General features: G+C 66.6%; 18 protein-coding genes. All 18 read right to left on the minus strand.

The window, feature by feature from the left end; genetic code table 11:
* Positions 1 to 14 precede the first annotated feature (14 nt).
* Entirely contained in the window at positions 15 to 563 is a 549-nt protein-coding gene (locus tag BEP01S_RS09985; RefSeq protein WP_039207451.1) for a Trp biosynthesis-associated membrane protein, read from the minus strand.
* Between the two features lie 4 nt (positions 564 to 567).
* A complete protein-coding gene (trpE, locus tag BEP01S_RS09990; RefSeq protein ID WP_235354932.1) occupies positions 568 to 2,121 on the minus strand; it encodes an anthranilate synthase component I in 1,554 nt (517 codons plus the stop codon).
* The gene (gene hisI / locus BEP01S_RS09995; protein WP_052239788.1) at positions 2,111 to 2,467 is read right to left on the minus strand and encodes a phosphoribosyl-AMP cyclohydrolase; all 357 of its coding nucleotides are present in this window, start codon (positions 2,465 to 2,467) and stop codon (positions 2,111 to 2,113) included. The genes trpE and hisI overlap by 11 nt, the downstream gene beginning before the upstream one ends.
* On the minus strand, positions 2,464 to 3,228 hold the full coding sequence (gene hisF, locus BEP01S_RS10000) for an imidazole glycerol phosphate synthase subunit HisF (RefSeq protein ID WP_039207450.1): 765 nt from the start codon (positions 3,226 to 3,228) through the stop codon (positions 2,464 to 2,466). The genes hisI and hisF overlap by 4 nt, the downstream gene beginning before the upstream one ends.
* Positions 3,229 to 3,237: 9 nt before the next feature.
* The gene (locus BEP01S_RS10005; RefSeq protein ID WP_039207745.1) at positions 3,238 to 4,740 is read right to left on the minus strand and encodes a carboxyl transferase domain-containing protein; all 1,503 of its coding nucleotides are present in this window, start codon (positions 4,738 to 4,740) and stop codon (positions 3,238 to 3,240) included.
* Positions 4,741 to 4,751: 11 nt separating this feature from the next.
* Entirely contained in the window at positions 4,752 to 5,957 is a 1,206-nt protein-coding gene (locus BEP01S_RS10010) for a CaiB/BaiF CoA transferase family protein (protein ID WP_062242712.1), read from the minus strand.
* 2 nt (positions 5,958 to 5,959) lie between these two features.
* Positions 5,960 to 6,376: a PH domain-containing protein gene (locus BEP01S_RS10015; RefSeq protein WP_235354931.1), complete on the minus strand. Its 417-nt coding sequence runs from the start codon at positions 6,374 to 6,376 to the stop codon at positions 5,960 to 5,962.
* A 25-nt stretch (positions 6,377 to 6,401) separates the two neighbouring features.
* Positions 6,402 to 7,241 (minus strand): ATP phosphoribosyltransferase, encoded by an 840-nt coding sequence (hisG, locus tag BEP01S_RS10020; protein WP_039207446.1) that lies wholly within the window; start codon positions 7,239 to 7,241, stop codon positions 6,402 to 6,404.
* A 53-nt stretch (positions 7,242 to 7,294) separates the two neighbouring features.
* Complete coding sequence (locus BEP01S_RS10025) at positions 7,295 to 7,558, minus strand: phosphoribosyl-ATP diphosphatase (protein ID WP_039207444.1); 264 nt, start codon at positions 7,556 to 7,558, stop codon at positions 7,295 to 7,297.
* Positions 7,559 to 7,679: 121 nt separating this feature from the next.
* Positions 7,680 to 8,345 carry a nicotinamide mononucleotide transporter family protein gene (locus BEP01S_RS10030; protein WP_062242716.1) on the minus strand — a complete coding sequence of 222 codons (666 nt, stop codon included), beginning with the start codon at positions 8,343 to 8,345 and terminating at the stop codon, positions 7,680 to 7,682.
* Positions 8,346 to 8,395: 50 nt separating this feature from the next.
* Entirely contained in the window at positions 8,396 to 9,058 is a 663-nt protein-coding gene (gene rpe, locus BEP01S_RS10035) for a ribulose-phosphate 3-epimerase (protein ID WP_039207440.1), read from the minus strand.
* Between the two features lie 3 nt (positions 9,059 to 9,061).
* Positions 9,062 to 10,576, minus strand: a complete 1,515-nt coding sequence (locus BEP01S_RS10040; protein WP_083532648.1) for an RsmB/NOP family class I SAM-dependent RNA methyltransferase — start codon at positions 10,574 to 10,576, stop codon at positions 9,062 to 9,064.
* A gap of 5 nt (positions 10,577 to 10,581) precedes the next feature.
* The gene (fmt, locus tag BEP01S_RS10045; RefSeq protein ID WP_062242719.1) at positions 10,582 to 11,514 is read right to left on the minus strand and encodes a methionyl-tRNA formyltransferase; all 933 of its coding nucleotides are present in this window, start codon (positions 11,512 to 11,514) and stop codon (positions 10,582 to 10,584) included.
* A 29-nt stretch (positions 11,515 to 11,543) separates the two neighbouring features.
* Entirely contained in the window at positions 11,544 to 13,598 is a 2,055-nt protein-coding gene (locus BEP01S_RS10050) for a primosomal protein N' family DNA-binding protein (protein WP_062242722.1), read from the minus strand.
* Positions 13,599 to 13,610: 12 nt separating this feature from the next.
* Positions 13,611 to 14,816 carry a methionine adenosyltransferase gene (metK, locus tag BEP01S_RS10055; protein WP_062242725.1) on the minus strand — a complete coding sequence of 402 codons (1,206 nt, stop codon included), beginning with the start codon at positions 14,814 to 14,816 and terminating at the stop codon, positions 13,611 to 13,613.
* Positions 14,813 to 16,093, minus strand: a complete 1,281-nt coding sequence (gene coaBC / locus BEP01S_RS10060) for a bifunctional phosphopantothenoylcysteine decarboxylase/phosphopantothenate--cysteine ligase CoaBC (RefSeq protein WP_062242729.1) — start codon at positions 16,091 to 16,093, stop codon at positions 14,813 to 14,815. Before coaBC ends, metK begins: the two co-directional genes overlap by 4 nt.
* The gene (rpoZ, locus tag BEP01S_RS10065) at positions 16,090 to 16,437 is read right to left on the minus strand and encodes a DNA-directed RNA polymerase subunit omega (RefSeq protein ID WP_025777823.1); all 348 of its coding nucleotides are present in this window, start codon (positions 16,435 to 16,437) and stop codon (positions 16,090 to 16,092) included. Before rpoZ ends, coaBC begins: the two co-directional genes overlap by 4 nt.
* A complete protein-coding gene (gmk, locus tag BEP01S_RS10070; RefSeq protein WP_062242732.1) occupies positions 16,438 to 17,001 on the minus strand; it encodes a guanylate kinase in 564 nt (187 codons plus the stop codon).
* Positions 17,002 to 17,013: the final 12 nt, after the last annotated feature.

Raw genomic sequence — 17,013 nt, forward strand, 5'->3', positions numbered from 1 at the left:
ACCCGGTCACAAGGTCATTTCGAATCCGGCTCGGTATCCGGATCGTTCGGCTCCTCGTCGTCGGGGGCGTCTTCGACGTCTTCTCCGCGGGACAGGGCATCCCAGGTCGCGGCCGAGTCGAATTCGCCGCCGGCGGCTTCGGCGGTGCGGGCGTAGCGGTTGGAGTTCGTCCACCCGTTCGAGGCGACGGCGACCCAGACGATTCCGATGACGCCGATTCCCGCGGCCACTGCCGCGATGATCGCCCACGAGGTGGCTCCCGGCGCCGAGGCGGCACTCAGTGCCGTGATCCCGTATCCGATTCCTGCGATCCCGGCCAGACCGAAGACGACGAAGCGTCCGATCCGTCCGAGCATCGCGGCCAGAAGTCCTGAGACCGCGATGATCGCCACACAGGCGGTGGCCACGGGTGAGGCCTGCGAACTCGCATCCTCGGTGACCTTCGCCACACCGCTGGGTCCGAGGGTGTCGCCGGCGGCGCCGACCTGCCAGGCGGAGATCGTCAGCGCCCACAGTGCGGCGGCGATGACGAGCATGATGAGGACTCCGCGGGATTTCGTCATGGCCTCACCTCTGGCTTCCTGCGGTCGTATGCAGGGCGTCGGCCGCGGCGGCGGCGCGCAGCACTGCCGCGGCCTTGTTCTCGGATTCCTGGTATTCGGTCTCGGGCACGGAGTCGGCGACGAGTCCGCCGCCGGCATAGACGCTCATCGTGCCATCCCGGAGCACTCCGGTGCGGATGGCGATGGCGAGGTCGAGGTCACCGGTGAAGGACATGTAGCCGACCACTCCCCCGTAGATTCCGCGTCCGACGGGTTCGAGCTCGTCGATGATCTGCAGCGCTCGGGGTTTGGGGGCTCCGGACAGAGTTCCGGCGGGGAAGGTCGCCCGAAGCACGTCGATCGCAGTGGTTCCCGGTTCGAGTTCGCCGCGCACGGTCGAGCTGATGTGCATGATGTGGCTGTAGCGGACGATGTCCATGAATTCGCTGACGTCGATGGTTCCGGCTCCGCAGACCTTCGCCAGGTCGTTGCGGGCGAGGTCGACGAGCATGAGGTGCTCTGCCCGTTCCTTCTCATCGGCCAGGAGTTCCCGAGCCAGGGCGTCATCGGCTTCCGGAGTGGTGCCGCGGGGGCGGGAACCGGCGATCGGGTGGGTGAGCACCTCTCCGGACCGGACGGTGACGAGCGCTTCGGGCGAGGAGCCGATGATGCTCACCGGTTCCCCTCCGTCGTCGTGGAGGTTGAGCAGGTACATGAACGGGCTCGGGTTCGCATGCCGCAGCATCCTGTACACGCTCAGCGCATCGGCATCGCAGGGAGTGTCGAAGCGCTGGCCGATGACGACCTGGAAGATGTCTCCGTCGACGATCTTCTGCTTCGCCGTCTCCACACCGTCGAGGTACACCTGCGGCTGGGTGCGAGTGGCCACCTCGGGGTCGGCTTTCCGGGGGTGCAGGATATCGGCCGCACTGGGCTGCTGGAGGCGCTCGAGCATTGCGTCGATGCGCTCGACTCCGGAGGCGTGGGCATCTTCGATTCCGGTATCGGTGCCGTTGACGTTGAATACGTTGGCCACGAGGGTGACCATTCCCGAATAGTGGTCGAAGACGGCGATGTCGCCGGGGATCATCAGCTGGACCGTGGGCAGGTGGTGTTCGTTGGGCCGCGGCGGGCCGAGCTTCTCGAAGCGGCGGACGATGTCCCACCCGAAGTAGCCGACGAAGCTCGAGACCATGGGTGGCAGCTCTGATTCGGCTTCGCCCACGGCGAGGAGTTCGAGGGCCGCGGTGACTGCATCGAGAACGTCGCCGTCGGTGGGGATGCCGACCGGTGGGGTGCCGGTCCAGTGGAATCCGTCGTCGGTGGAGATGAGGGTCGCCACCGGTGCGGATCCGATGAAGGAGTACCGGGCCCAGGAACCGGCGACGGCGGATTCGAAGAGGAAGCTTCCCGGTCCGCCGTCGGTGAGTTTGCGGTAGAGGCTCAGCGGGGTCTCGGAGTCCGCGAGTACCTGAGTGTGGACCGGCACCAGTCGATGTTCGGCGCCCAGCGCCCGGAACTGGTCGAGGCTGGGTCGGATCGGCAGGTCGGTCGGGTTCGCCGCTGGTTCAGTCGACACTGATGGTCCTTCCGGTGAAGCAGGTCGGGGTGTTCGTATGGCAGGCGGGCCCGGTCTGGTCGACGAGCATGAGCAGGGCGTCGGCATCGCAGTCGAGGGCGAGTGAGCGGACATGCTGGACATGGCCCGAGGTCTCCCCCTTCACCCAGTATTCCCGACGCGACCGTGACCAGTACGTGGCTCGCTTCGTCTCCAGTGTGCGGGAGACGGCTTCGACGTCCATCCAAGCGAGCATGAGCACGTCGCGGCTTGTGGCCTCTTGGACGATGACGGGGATGAGCCCGTCGTCGTTGAGCCTGATGATCTCCCGCCAGTTCTCCGGGGTGGCGTCGATATCGCTGCTCATCGGACCTCGATTCCGTCCTTCCGCAGTGCGTCCTTGACCTCGGCGATGCTCAGTGTGCCGAAGTGGAAGACGCTGGCGGCCAGCAGCGCGTCGGCTCCGGCTTCCACCGCCGGGGCGAAGTGTTCGACCTTGCCGGCTCCGCCCGAGGCGATGAGCGGCACGTCCACGGCGGCGCGGGCGGCCCTGATGAGTTCGAGGTCGAATCCCTCGCGTGTGCCGTCGGCGTCGATGGAGTTGAGCAGGACTTCGCCGACCCCGCGGTCGGCGGCTTCGCGGATCCAGTCGATGGCGCAGCGGCCCGTGCCTTCGCGGCCGCCGCGGGTGGTGACTTCGAATCCGGATTCCGTGCTCGTCCCCTGGGCCCTGCGCGCGTCGAGGGACAGGACGAGGACCTGGTTGCCGAAGTGTCGGGAGATCTCGCTGATGAGCTCCGGGTTCTTCACCGCTGAGGTGTTGACCGAGACCTTGTCGGCCCCGTCGCGCAGCAGACGGTCGACGTCGGCGACGCTGCGGATCCCGCCGCCGACGGTGAGCGGGATGAAGACCTCTTCGGCGCAGGCGCGGACGACGTCGTGGACGGTCTCGCGGTCACCGCTGCTGGCAGTGACGTCGAGGAAGGTGAGTTCGTCGGCGCCGGACTCGCCGTAGCGGCGGGCGAGTTCGACGGGGTCGCCGGCGTCCTTGAGGTCGGCGAACTTCACTCCCTTGACGACGCGTCCGCCGTCGACGTCCAGACAGGGGATGACTCTGACAGCTACCACGCAGTCCTCCTAGATTCCCAGGCCCCGGTAGCGATCCATTCGGCGGGCCAGGCGCCTGGCCGATGGTTCGCGCATGAGCGAGATGAGTTCGAATTCGAGTGTCGCCCCGACTCGGGCGACGAAGTCCAAAGGTTCGTCGCTGGCATCGGGGTGTTCGGCGATGATCCGGTCGACGACTCCGTTGGCCTGCAGCATGGGAGCGTGCACCCCCTGGCTCTGTGCCATCTCGGCGGCCCGGTCGGTGGTGCGGTGCACGATCGCCGAGGCGCCTTCTGGCGGCAGCGGCGAGAGCCAGCCGTGTTCGGCGCTGAGTACCCGGTCGGTGGGGATCAGTGCCAGTGCCCCTCCCCCGGATCCCTCGCCGAGGATGACCGAGACGGACGGTGCGTCGAGGTTCGCGAGGTCGGCGAGGCTGCGGGCGATCTCGCCGGCGATTCCGCCTTCTTCTGCTTCCTTCGACAGAGCCGCACCCGGAGTGTCGATGACGGTCACGAGCGGCAGATGCAGCTCTGCGGCCAAGCGCATTCCGCGTCTGGCCTCACGCAGAGCCGCCGGCCCCAAGGGAGCACGGGAGTCCTGTCGGAACCGGTCCTGGCCGAGGACGATGCACGGAGCTGAGCCGAACTTCGCCAGGGCCAGCAGCAGTCCCGGGTCCTTCTCCCCTTCGCCGGTGCCGTTGAGCGGCAGCACGGTGTTCGCCGCGGTCCGCAGCAGATCGCGGACTCCCGGGCGTTCGGGGCGACGCGAGCTGGTGATCGCGGCCCAGGCATCGGAGTTCGGGTCGACGGTGTCCGGAGCCGTGTCCGGATTCGGTACCCGGCTGGGGACCTCCTGGGCACCCATGAGAACGTCGAGGACGCGGGAGACGGTGCCGGCGATGCGCTCGGGGCCGATGACGGCGTCGACGATGCCCATCTTGTGCAGGTTCTCTCCGGTCTGCACGTTCTCCGGGAACTTCTCCCCGTAGATGGCTTCGAACACCCGGGGGCCGAGGAATCCGATGAGGGATCCGGGTTCGGCCACGGTGACGTGTCCCAGCGATCCCCAGGAGGCGAAGACGCCTCCGGTGGTGGGATGGCGCAGGTAGACGAGGTAGGGCAGTCCGGCCTTGCGGTGGGCGACGACGGCGTTCGTGATCTTCACCATCGACAGGAAGGCGATGGTGCCCTCCTGCATACGGGTGCCTCCCGAGGCGGGTCCGGCAAGCAGCGGCAGCCCTTCGAGAGTCGCCCGTTCGATGGCGTCGACGAGTCGTTCGGCCGCGGCCACGCCGATCGAGCCGGCGAGGAAGCGGAACTCGCCGGCGATCACGGCCACACGACGGCCGGCGATGGTGCCTTCGCCGGTGATGATGGATTCGTCGACGCCGGATTTCTCCGCTGCAGCTTCGAGCTCAGCGGCGTAGGCGTCCGAGATCCCACCGGCAGGCTGGACGGGAGTGGTGTCCCAGGACAGGAACGATCCTTCGTCGAGGACGATGTCGACGAGTTCGTGTGCGTTCAGACGCGGCATGATGGTCCCGTTCAGTTTCCGTCGGCGAGCCACGCCACGATGGAGTCCGCGTCTTCGTCGAGCAGCGGCGGGGCATCGTGAGCGGTGCGAGTGGTCTCGATTTCACCGGAGGCTCCGGCGTCGAAGAAGCGCAGGGGCGGTCCGGGCAGGTCGATGTCGCCGAGCACCGGGTGGTCGACTGAGACCTTGAGTCCCTGGCTGAGCGCCTGCTCCCACTGGTAGACCTCGGGCAGGGTGCGGACGGTGCCGGACGGGATGCCCGCCTCGGTGAGCTTGGCCAGCAGATCGGCGGCGTCGAAGGCGGAGAAGCGGTCTTCGATGAGTTCGATGACCGCCGGGCGGTTCTCCACGCGCTCTGAGTTGACGGCCATGCCCTCGGTGGCGGGATCGATGTCGAAGGCGGCACAGAACTTCTGCCACAGGTTCTCGTTGCCCACGGAGATCTGCACGGCACCGTCGCGGCAGTTGAAGAGTCCGTACGGCGACAGCGACGGGTGGTGGTTGCCTCCGGGCTGAGGTTCCTGTCCGGCCACGGTGGCCCTGGTCCCCTGGAAGGCGTGGACGCCGACCATTCCCGCGATGAGCGAGGTGCGCACGACCTTGCCCTTGCCGGTGCGTTCGCGTTCGAGCAGTGCGGCCAGGACTCCGTAGGAGCCGTAGATCCCGGCGAGCAGATCGGCGATCGGCACACCCACTCGCTGCATGTCGTCGGGGCCGGAACCGGTCAGCGACATGAGTCCCGCTTCGCCCTGGGCGATCTGGTCATAGCCGGCGCGGGAGGCTTCGGGTCCGTCATGCCCGAAGCCGGTGATGGAGAGGATGACGAGGCGCGGGTTGATCTCCATGCACCGAGCGGTGGAGAAGCCGAGCCGGTCGAGGACTCCGGAGCGGAAGTTCTCGATGAGCACATCGGCGCGTGCGATGAGTCCGGTCAGAGTATCCTTGCCGGTCTCGGATTTGAGATCGAGGGCGATGGACTCCTTGTTGCGGTTGCACGAGAAGAAGTAGGTGGCCTGAGGGTTGTCCTCAGGACCGACGAAGGGAGGACCCCAGGAACGTGAGTCGTCGCCCTTGCCGGGGTTCTCGACCTTGATCACTCGCGCGCCGAGGTCGCCGAACATCATTCCTGCATGAGGGCCGGCCAGGGCACGCGAGAGGTCGACGACCGTATATCCGGTCAGGGGTCCTGTTGCGACCTCGGGTGTCTCGTTCGCCATTCCTAATCCTCCTTGAAGTGGGTGCGTCTGCTGACGAGCATACGCAATCGTGCGACCTCCGCATGGGCGCGGCGACCGTCTGCATGCTGGATGGCCATCACCGCGTAGGTGGTGCCGTCGGTGAGGTCCAGCAGGGGCCAGGGGTCATCGCCTTCGGGTGAGAACGTCACCCCGAGGATCTGTCCCCAGTCGAACCGGCGGGTGCGCACCATGTTCTTGACCACCAGACCGTCCTCGGTGGGCCGGGCCTGGATATCCGAGATGCGCAGCAGTGCGGCTCCGAACAGAATGCCCAGCAGGTTCATCCATACCATGTCGAGGACCGTCCACGGTTCCCAGTCCACGACGAACAGTGCCACGGACAGGACCGCGAACCCTGCGGTCACGGCAATGGCACCGACGATGCTGATGATGCGCACCTGTCGGGGTCGGAATACCGCGAGATCAGATTCGGCAGGCGCCAATGTTCGTCACCAGGATCGCACGGGCACCGACTCCGTAGAGACGGTCCATGACGTTGTTGACTTCCTTCGCTTCGACCATGACGCGCACGGCGACCCATCCGGTCTCCTGCAGCGGCGACACGGTCGGGGATTCGAGTCCCGGGGTCAGCGAGATAGCTTCGGGCACCAGCCGCTGTTCGATGTTGTAGTCGACGAGCACGTACTGGCGGGCGACCATGACCGATTCGAGGCGGCGCTTGAGCACGCCGATGCGGGATTCGGCTCCGGCGCGCTGGACGAGCACGCCTTCGGATTCGAGCAGCGGCTCGCCGAAGGTCTCGAGTCCCGCGGCGCGGAGAGTGGAGCCGGTTTCGACGACATCGGCGATGGCGTCGGCGACTCCGAGCTGGATGGAGACCTCGATCGCTCCGTCGAGCTGCACGGTCGTCGCGGAGATTCCGCGTCGCTGCAGGTCGGCGTCAACGAGGTTCGGGAAGCTCGTGGCGATGCGGGCGCCGGCCAACTGGTCGGGCGAGGTGAAGGAGCCGACGGTGCCGGCGTAGAAGAAGCGGGAGGCGCCGAATCCGAGTCCGAGCACCTCTTGGGCTTCGGCCTGCGACTCGAGCAGCAGGTCACGTCCGGTGATCCCGGCGTCGAGGATGCCGGAGCCGACGTAGATCGCGATGTCGCGGGGACGCAGGTAGAAGAACTCGACTCCGTTGACTTCGTCCTGATGGACCAGTGTCTTGGTTCCGCGTCGGGTGGAGTATCCGGCCTCGCTGAGCATGTCGGAGGCGGCTTCGGACAGTGCGCCCTTGTTGGGCACGGCTACACGCAGCATGGGGTCCCTTTGGAGTTCGATGGCGTCGGGTCGGTCAGGTTCGTGGGAGGGTCTTACAGGTGGGTGTTGACGTCGTCGAGGGTCAGTCCCTTGGCGATCATCATCACCTGCACGTGGTAGAGCAGCTGCGAGATCTCCTCGGCGAGCTCTTCCTTGGTTTCGTATTCAGCGGCCATCCACACTTCGGCGGCCTCTTCCACGACCTTCTTGCCGATCGCATGGACTCCGGCGTCGAGTTCGGCCACGGTCTTCGAACCGTCCGGGCGATCGAGGGATTTCTGCTGGAGTTCGGCATAGAGAGTCTCAAAGGTCTTCACCGCTCCAGCCTAATGCATCCGCCTCGGCCGAAGCATGCGGGGTCTCATGTTCTAAAACACCGCGGACGGACAGCCCACGGCACCGCGGACAGTCAGCAACCGAACCCGCGGTCGCCGCCGTTCAGTCCTCGGGGTCGCGGCCGATGTCGGTGGCCGGACGGTGGGGTGCCGAGATCGTCTGGCGTGAGCGCTTCGACCAGTCGATGAGTCCGAGGATGACCATGACGAGGAAGAACAGGTAGACGACGCCGGAGAAGACGAGTCCGCCGGCGACGGCCAGGGGGATGCCGACGAGGTCGACGGCGAGCCAGACGAACCAGAATTCGACGATGGCCCGCCCCTGGGCGTACATGGCCACGATCGAGCCGATGAAGATATACGCGTCGGGGTACGGGTTCCATGACCATCCGCCCAAGGCGAGGACCCAGCCGAAGACTCCGGTGCCGATGACGAGAGCGGCCAGGAGGATCGCCCGTTCCTTCCAGGTGGCCCAGCGGACGAGGACCTCACCGGAGTCGGCCTTGGACTTCTTCCACTGCGTCCACCCCCAGACCGCGGCGACGATGATGACGACCTGCCGGGAGGCATTGCCGCCGAGGCCGGCAGAGACGCTGGCGGAGAAGAGCAGGATGGACCCGAGGATCTGCACCGGCCAGGAGAGGATGTTCCGGCGCAGCGCGAGTACGACCGTGGCCAGGGCACAGATGTTGCCGAACAGGTCGGAGTACGGCACGGGTTTGCCCAGCAGTTCGAATGCCGGGGTGTTCAACCAGGCGAACAGGTCCATCGCAGGCTCTCTTCAGGTGTGGGCAGCTGTTATCAGCCGGCCCGGATCGGTCAGTGGGTGTGGGCGGCGGCGAGGGTGCGCAGTTCGCTGATGGCCGCTGCGGCATCCTCGGCGCCGTAGACGGCGGAGCCGGCCACGAGGACATCGGCGCCGGCGTCGACGACCCGGTCGATCGTCGACGCTGAGACTCCCCCGTCGACCTGCAGCTTGATCTCGAGTCCGGCGGCCGAGATCGCTTCACGAGTCCGCTTGATCTTCGGCAGGCACACGTCGAGGAACTTCTGACCGCCGAATCCGGGCTCGACGGTCATGATGAGGATCTGGTCGAACTCGCCGAGGAGGTCGATGAAGGGCTCGATCGGGGTGGCCGGCTTGAGCGCGAGGCTCGCCTTCGCTCCGAGGCGGCGCAGTTCCCGGGCCAGGCGGACGGGGGCGGCGGCCGCCTCGGCGTGGAAGGTCACGGAGGCGCAGCCGATCTCCGCGTACACGGGAGCATTGCGATCGGCGTCGGCGATCATCAGGTGGGCATCGAGCGGGATGGGCGAGATCGCCTGGATGCGTTCGACGACGGGCGGGCCGAAGGTGAGGTTCGGGACGAAATGGTTGTCCATGACGTCGATATGAGCCATATCGGCAGTGCTGATCTTCTCGAGCTCACCGCGCAGATCGGAGAAGTCCGAGGACAGGATGGAGGGGTTGATGTCGATGGACATGGGTCATTTCGCCTTTCGCAGGAGGGCCAGGAACATTCCGTCGCTGTTGTGCAGGTGCGGCCAGAGCTGAGCGTACCGTCCGCCGTCGCGGGTCACCGAGGCGAACGATTCCGCCTCGGTGCCGGTGATCGACGACAGCACGGCCGGTGCGTCGAGCACTTCGATGTCGTCGGACCCGGACTTGGCGCGCAGTCGCAGAACTTCGTCGACGATGAGCACGGTTTCGGCATAGTGCGGAGAGCACGTCGAGTAGGCGATCACTCCCCCGGGTGCGCAGGCGTCTAGCGCCGAAGAGAGCAGTTCACGCTGGAGTCCGGACAGCGCCGTGATGTCTTCGGGTCGTCTGCGGTAGCGGGCTTCGGGACGGCGGCGCAGGGCACCGAGACCGGAGCAGGGCACGTCGACGAGGATCTTCGAGTACGGGCCGCGGGCGTCGCGTCCGTCGCGCAGTGCTGCGGTGACGTTGCTCAGTGCCTTCGTGGAGTCGCGGACGAGGTCGACGCGGTGCTCGCTGGAGTCGAAGGCTTCGAGGGTCAACGATTCGCCGGCGGCTGCGGCGCCGAGGACGGCGGCTTTTCCTCCGGGGCCGGCGCACAGGTCGGCCCAGGTTCCGGCGGGTGCGTCGACCTCGGCCAGGGCGAGGGCGACGAGGGCAGATCCCTCGTCCTGAACACGGGCGCGTCCGTCGGCCACGGCTGCGACGTCCCGGGGCACCGCTGTGTCCAGGGTGACGCCGATGGGTGAGAGCGGTGTCGGCTCCCCCGGCAGTTCGGTGCGGTCGATGAGTCCGGGCAGTGCGGTGACCCCGACCTTCGCGGGTGCGTTGTCGGCTGCGAGGAGTGCTTCGAGTTCGGCGGCGTCGCGTCCGTGTCCCTTGAGCGCTTGGGTGAGTGCCCGGACGACCCATTCGGGATGAGAGTGTTCGATCGCCAGTCGGGTGGTCTCCGAGGTCTCGGCGGTGACCCGGTCGAGCCATTCCGCGGGTTCGGCTTCCGAGATGCGGCGGAGCACGGCATTGACGAATCCGGCGGTCTTCGGCGACGAGCGTTTGACCACGGCCACGGTTTCGGACAGTGCCGCATGGTTGGGCACTCGCATCGACAGCAGTTGGTGGGCGCCGAGGCGCATTGCGGCCAGGGGCTCGGGGTCGATCTTGTCGATGGCGCGGGAGGAGGCGATTTCAATGACTGCATCGTAGAACTTCTGCCGACGCAGGGCTCCGTAGGTGAGCTCGGTCGTGAAGGCCGCGTCCTGGGCGCCCATATGAGTGCGGGAGAGTTTGGCCGGCAGCAAGAGGTTCGCGTACGCGTCCTTCGTCGCTACGTCGAGGAGGACTTCCCAGGCGATGCGCCGCGGCAGGTTCTTGCCCGTTCGTTCACCCTGCGGTGTTCCGCGTTCCTGACCTGTGCGGTCCCGATCGCCTCTGCTGCGGCCGTGGCCGCCGCGTCGGTCGGTGCCTCGGTGGCCGCCTCGGCCGCGGCTGTCGCCTCGGCGGTCTCTGTCTGCTGACTCAGCCATGGCTCTTATGATTCCTCATCGGTATAGGGGTCGAAGGTCACGTCACCGCGGCCGCGCAGGAAGTCGGCCGCATTCATCCGGGGCTTGCCGAAGGGCTGGACCTCGTCGACGAGGACCCAGCCGTCGCCGCAGCGCAGCACCTGCTGCTGCTGCCAGGTCGTGAGTTCCCCGACTGTGCCGGAGGCCGTCACTTCGGGTGCGGGTGTGAGTCCGAAGAGCTTCGTCCTCTTGCCGTCGAGTTCCACCCACGGTCCCGGTGCGGGACTGGTTCCGCGGGCCCGGTCGATGACCTGGGCGGCGGGTGCGGACAGGTCGAGGTGGGCGTCGGTGACGGTGATCTTCTCAGCGTGGCTGGGCTCTCCGGTCTGCGGGGTCTCGGCGGCTGTGCCGGCGGCCAGTTCGTCGAAGGCGGCGACGAGTTCGGGAGCGCCTCGGCGCGCATAGTCCTCGAGTGCCGTGGCGACGTCGGGGTGGTCGAGCGGCAGTTCGAGTCGGCGCAGCACGGGACCGGTGTCCATGCCTTCGTCGATGCGGAACACGCTGACTCCACTGGTGGTCTCACCGCCGATGAGTGCGCGTTGGATGGGGGCGGCCCCGCGGTAAGCAGGCAGCAGTGAGAAGTGGAGGTTGAACCACCCGAGTCGGGCGGTGCCCAGTGCGGCGGGTCCGGCGATGGCTCCGAAGGCGACGACCGCGACGGCATCGACGTCGAGTTGCCGCAGTTGGGAGATGACGTCTCCGCGCAGCCTGCTGGCTTCGATGACGGGCAGTCCGAGTTCGAGGGCGCGGGTCTTCACCGGTGATGGGGTGAGGACTCTCTTCCGTCCCACGGGCGCATCGGGTCGGGTGAGCACCGCACGGATGCGGTGATCCGATTCAGCTAGGGCCTCGAGGGCGGGAACTGCGACATCAGGGGTGCCGGCGAAGACGATATCCACACGGGGAATTCTACTGGTTCGCCCGTCGGTCACAGCGACCGGGGATCGTCGATGCGCACTCGCACCTGCGGCTGCTTCTTCGCCGAGCGGGAGGCGATGATCTCGGCCACTCTTGTTCCGACTCGGTCTCCGGCGGAGAAGGGGTAGGCGCTGACGCTGCGCTGCCCGTCTTCGGCGTCCTCGCGCAGGAGTTCCTCGACTTGGCCGATCTCGCCGATCACTTCGTCGATGTCGGCGCCGGCTCCAGTGAGTTCGAGGATCCGTCGGTAGGGCGGGAACCCGAGGACCTTTCGGTCGCTGAGCTGCCGTGACATGAAGGTCGTGGGGTCGAAGGCGGTCAGGGTCTGCCTGATGAGTTCGTCTTCGTCGCCGAGGTAGACGGCTCCCCCGTCATCGCGTGAGCGGACGAGGGAGGCCGCGCGCAGTCGGCGTGCCACGCTTTCGTCGATCGACCGCATCCACGGCCCCGGCCAGAGTGAGTCCAGGAGGATCGCTGCGGCATAGCCGCCGAGCACATAGGGTTCGGCGCCCGTCGTGGCGACTACGAGTCGCGGGGTCTCGTCGAGGGCGGTGGAGATGTGGTCGCCTCCGGATTCGACGATCTCGATGTCCGGCAGCGCTCGGGCGAGCTCTTCGACGGTGCGGGCCCGACCGCGCACGATCGATCGCACTTGGTTCGAGCGGCACCGCTGGCAGCTGAATGTCTCCGAGTGATAACCGCAGGACCGGCAGGCGAAGGGTCCGACCTCTGACTGTGTGGTCAGCGTCGCTTGGCATTGCGGGCAGCGGGCGACTTCCTGGCACCGGGCGCAGGCGAAGACCGGATAGTAGCCGGACCGCGGCACCTGCACGAGCACGGGACCGGGCACTCCCCCGTCGCGGGGACGCGGGCGCAGTGCCGTGCGCATGATCTGCCAGGCCCGGCTGGGGATGCGCTGCCAGGCGAAGGGGTCCCGCTCTTCGTCGGGGACGAAGACGACCGGGGCGGCATGCCTCCTGGCCGGTCCGACAGGTGTGACGTCGGCCAGCCACCCGATTTCGACGAGACGTTGCACTTCGGCGCTGCGGTCGGTGGAGACGAAGAACAGTTCGGTGTCCTCGATCGTCGATCGCAGCAGGCAGACCTCCCGAGCGTGCGGGTAAGGGGCGTGCTGATCGAGGAAGTTGAGGTTCGCATCATCCGTGCAGATGATGAGCCCGAGGTCGGCGACGGGTGCGAAGGCCGCCGCGCGTGTGCCGATGGTGATCTTCGTGTGGCCGAGAAGCCCACGCAGCCAGGCCTGCCACCGCAGTTCCGGTGACTGGTCGGCGCTGAGCACCGAGACCTCAGCGATCCCGGCGTGGGTGAGAGTCGAATGGAGCACGGCGAGTTCACGATGATCGGGCACGAGCCAGAGCACAGATCGTCCCGATTCGAGGGTCGCCCGTGCGGCGTCGAGTCCGGCTCGGATCCAGCTGAGTCCCGGCGTCGGTCCGGGTGTGCAGGCCAGGGCCCTGCGCCGAGGCTGTGCCGCGCGTTCGTCTGACGTCGGCTCCTCCCCCGCCGTGAGAACCCATTCGCCGAGGCGGCCCAACAGCTGCGGATCATCCGCCGGTCCGTCGTCCGGACCGGTCACGGGATTCTCGGTCTCCGCAGCGGCCGGGTCGGCCGATTTCCCGGCCTTTTCCGCCTTGAGCACGGCTTTCTCCCCGCGGGCATGACGCGGTGGGATGGCCAGACGCAGCACATCGACGAGAGTGCCTCCGTAGCGGCGGGCGACTGCCTCGCACAGTGCGAGCAGATCCTCACTGAGCACCTGGACTGGTCCGCTGATGCGTTGGATCGTCGCCAACGGCCCTATATGGTCCGAGGATTCGACGCGTTCGAGCAGATACCCGTCACGCAGCTTCCCTGCGAACTTCACTCGCACACGCACACCGGGCAGAGCCGCCTCGGCGAGCTTCTCCGGGACCGCGTAGTCGAAGGTCCGCGCCAAGTGCGGGACGGGGTGGTCGATGAGGACTCGGGCGACCGGATCGGTCGGAGCCAGAGGCACCTGGCCCTCGGCCGAGGTTCCGGTGTCGATCGGGAGAGGTTCGTCCACGCCGACGGCAGATCAGTTGGCGGACACGGCGCGCAGCAGATCCTCGGCGCGGTCCGTGACCTCCCAGGTGAAGTCGGGCAGTTCGCGACCGAAGTGGCCGTAGGTCGAGGTCTGCGAGTAGATCGGGCGCAGCAGGTCGAGTTCCTGGATGATCATCGCCGGGCGGAGATCGAAGACCTCGCGGATGGCCCGGGAGATCGCATTCGGGTCGACCTTCTCCGTCCCGAAGGTCTCGACGTACAGACCCATCGGATCGACACGGCCGATCGCATAGGACACCTGCACTTCGGCACGGTCGGCGAGACCCGCGGCGACGACGTTCTTCGCCACCCAGCGCATCGCGTAGGCCGCGGAACGGTCGACCTTCGAGGGATCCTTGCCGGAGAACGCACCGCCACCGTGGCGGGAGAAGCCGCCGTAGGTGTCGACGATGATCTTCCGCCCGGTCAGACCGGCATCGCCCATCGGCCCGCCCGTCACGAAGGGGCCAGCGGGGTTGATGTGGATATTCGCACCCGAGGTGTCGAGACCGGAATTCGCGATCACCGGGTCGATGACGAGTTCCTTGATCTCCGTGTGCAGCTGAGACTGGCTGGTCTCCGCCGAATGCTGCGTGGAGACGACGACGTTCTCGATCGACACGGCCTCATTGCCGTCATAGCCCAACGTCAGCTGCGTCTTCCCGTCGGGGCGCAGGTAGTCGAGGCGACCGGACTTGCGCACCTCTGAGAGCTGTTCGGCCATCCGGGAGGCCAGGTGGATGGGCAACGGCATGAGCACATCGGTGGAGTTGTCGGCATAGCCGAACATCAGTCCCTGGTCTCCGGCGCCGAGGCTGGTGCCGTGGTCGGAGGATTCGACGGCTTCGCGGAAGTCCAGCGGGTTCGTCACACCTGAGTGGATGTCCGTGGACTGGCTGCCGATGGACACGGAGACTCCGCAGGAGTGTCCGTCGAATCCGGTGTCCGAGGAGTCGTAGCCGATTCCGGTGATGAGGTTGCGCACGATTCCGGCGACATCGGCATAAGCGGCCGTATTCACCTCACCGGCGACGTGGACGAGGCCGGTGGTGACCATGGTCTCCACAGCCACTTTGGCGCTGGGATCCTGACGGAGCAGGTCGTCGAGCACCGCATCGCTGATCTGGTCGCAGATCTTGTCGGGATGTCCCTCGGTGACGGACTCGGATGAGAAGAAACGCAGATTTGTGTGTGTCACGTTGTCGATTCTACGTGGGTGAACTGGTCGGACAGGGCCGCAATGACCTTTTGTGAAACATGGTCCTTCGAACCGTGGAATTCCTCGCCGACGTTGATGTCGCCGGCGTCGGAGGTGATGATCTGGACCATGGTGTCGTCGTGGCCGAAGGCTTGGTCGTCGGAGACGTCGTTGAACACGAGCAGGTCGACGCCCTTGCGCCGGAATTTGGCCCGCGCGTAGTCGAGTGCGGTGGTCTCGGCGTCTCCGGTCTCGGCGGCGAATCCGACGATGATCTGATCGCCGAGGCGGGTCTGTCGGCTGCGCTCGTCGACGAGGCCCCGGAGGATGTCCGGGTTCTGCACGAGGCGCAGGGTCAGCCCTTCGTCTCCGGACTTCTTCATCTTCGAGTCCGTCGTCTCGGCGGGCCGATAGTCGGCAACGGCTGCGGCCATGATGATCGCATCGGCGCGGGTCTGCGCCGATTGCATCGCGTACTGGAGCTCCAGAGTGGATTCCACTGGGGTGATCGTGATGTCGTCGGGCAGTCCCGTCAGCAGTCCGGAGTCGATGTTCGCGGCGACGAGTTCGACGTCTGCGCCTGCAGCGTGTGCGGCCTTGGCCAGGGCGATGCCCTGTTTGCCCGAGGATCGGTTGCCGAGGAACCGGACGGGGTCGAGCGGTTCGCGGGTGCCGCCGGCACTGATGACGATGCGGCGACCGGTCAGTACACCGCGCGCATCGGAGGCCGCAGCCGCCGGATCACCGGCGTCGGCGTCCTTGACCGAGAGTGCATAGGCGACGATGTCTTCTGGCTCGGGCAGGCGTCCGGGACCGGAGTCGGGGCCGGTGAGGCGACCGACTGCGGGGTCGAGGACGTGGACGCCGCGGGAGCGCAGAGTCGCGATGTTGGCGACCGTGGCGGGGTTGAGCCACATCTCCGTGTGCATGGCCGGGGCCACGACCACCTGGGCGGTGGTGGTGAGCACGGAGGCGGTGAGCAGATCATCGGCCCGTCCGGCGGCGATCTTCGCGATGAGATCGGCGGTCGCCGGGGCGATGATGACGAGTTCGGCCTCCTGCCCGATCCGGACATGGTTGACCGTGTCGATCTCGTCGAAGACGTCGGTGGTCACCGTCTGGCCGGACAGGGCCTCGAGGGTGGGGGCACCGATGAATTTCAGCGCGTTGGCCGTCGGGACGACCTTGACGCTGTGGTCGAGCTCCCGGAGTCGCCGGATGATGTGTGCCGCCTTATAGGCGGCGATCCCACCGGCGACGCCGAGTACGATTCTCACTGGTCGCTGAAGTCGATCGCGCCGTCGTTGCTCACGGGAGCGGTGGCTTCGGCCTCGGGTGCGGCCTGGATGAAGTCGGCTTCGGAGACCTCGCGGGCGACGATCTTCGACTCATTGACCTCACGCAGAGCGATCGACAGAGGCTTCTCATTGGTGCCGGGCGTGACGAGCGGACCGACGTTCTCGAGCAGTCCCTCCTGCAGCTGGGCGTAGTACGAATTGATCTGACGGGCGCGCTTTGCCGCGATCGAGACCAGTTCGTACTTCGAACCGGTGACGTTGAGCAGATCGTCGATCGGAGGATTAGTGATGCCTTCAGGCTGTGCGGGCAAGGAGATTCCCATCTAATCGGAAGTGGATATACCCATCAATGATAGGAGTTCTTCGGCCGCAGTGCGAACGTGGTCGTTCACGATGGTCACGTCGAACTCCGATTCGGCGGCCAATTCGCGTTTGGCGGTGGCCAGTCGTCGCTCCTGCTCCTCCTCCGATTCGGTGCCGCGACCGGTCAGTCGGGAGACGAGTTCCTCCCAGGTGGGCGGGGCGAGGAAGACGAAGCGTGCGTCGGGCATCTTCTCTTTGACCTGGCGGGCGCCCTGCAGGTCGATCTCGAGCAGCGCTGGGATCCCCTGTTCGAGTTTCTCCTCCACCGGTGCCGCAGGTGTGCCGTAGCGGTGGCGTCCGTGGACGACAGCGTATTCGAGCAGCCGACCCTCGGCGATGAGGGCGTCGAAGGCGTCGTCGGTCAGGAAGTGATAATGGACACCATCGATCTCACCGGGGCGCCGCGGTCTTGTCGTGGCCGACACGGAGAACCAGACTTCGGGGTGGTTCTGCCGAATATAGGTGCTGATGGTGCCTTTGCCGACGGCGGTCGGTCCCGCGAGGACGGTGAGTCGATTGTTCACAGATCTGAGGTT

The organism is Brevibacterium epidermidis NBRC 14811 (assembly GCF_001570805.1).
GTDB classification, from domain to species: Bacteria; Actinomycetota; Actinomycetes; order Actinomycetales; family Brevibacteriaceae; genus Brevibacterium; species Brevibacterium epidermidis.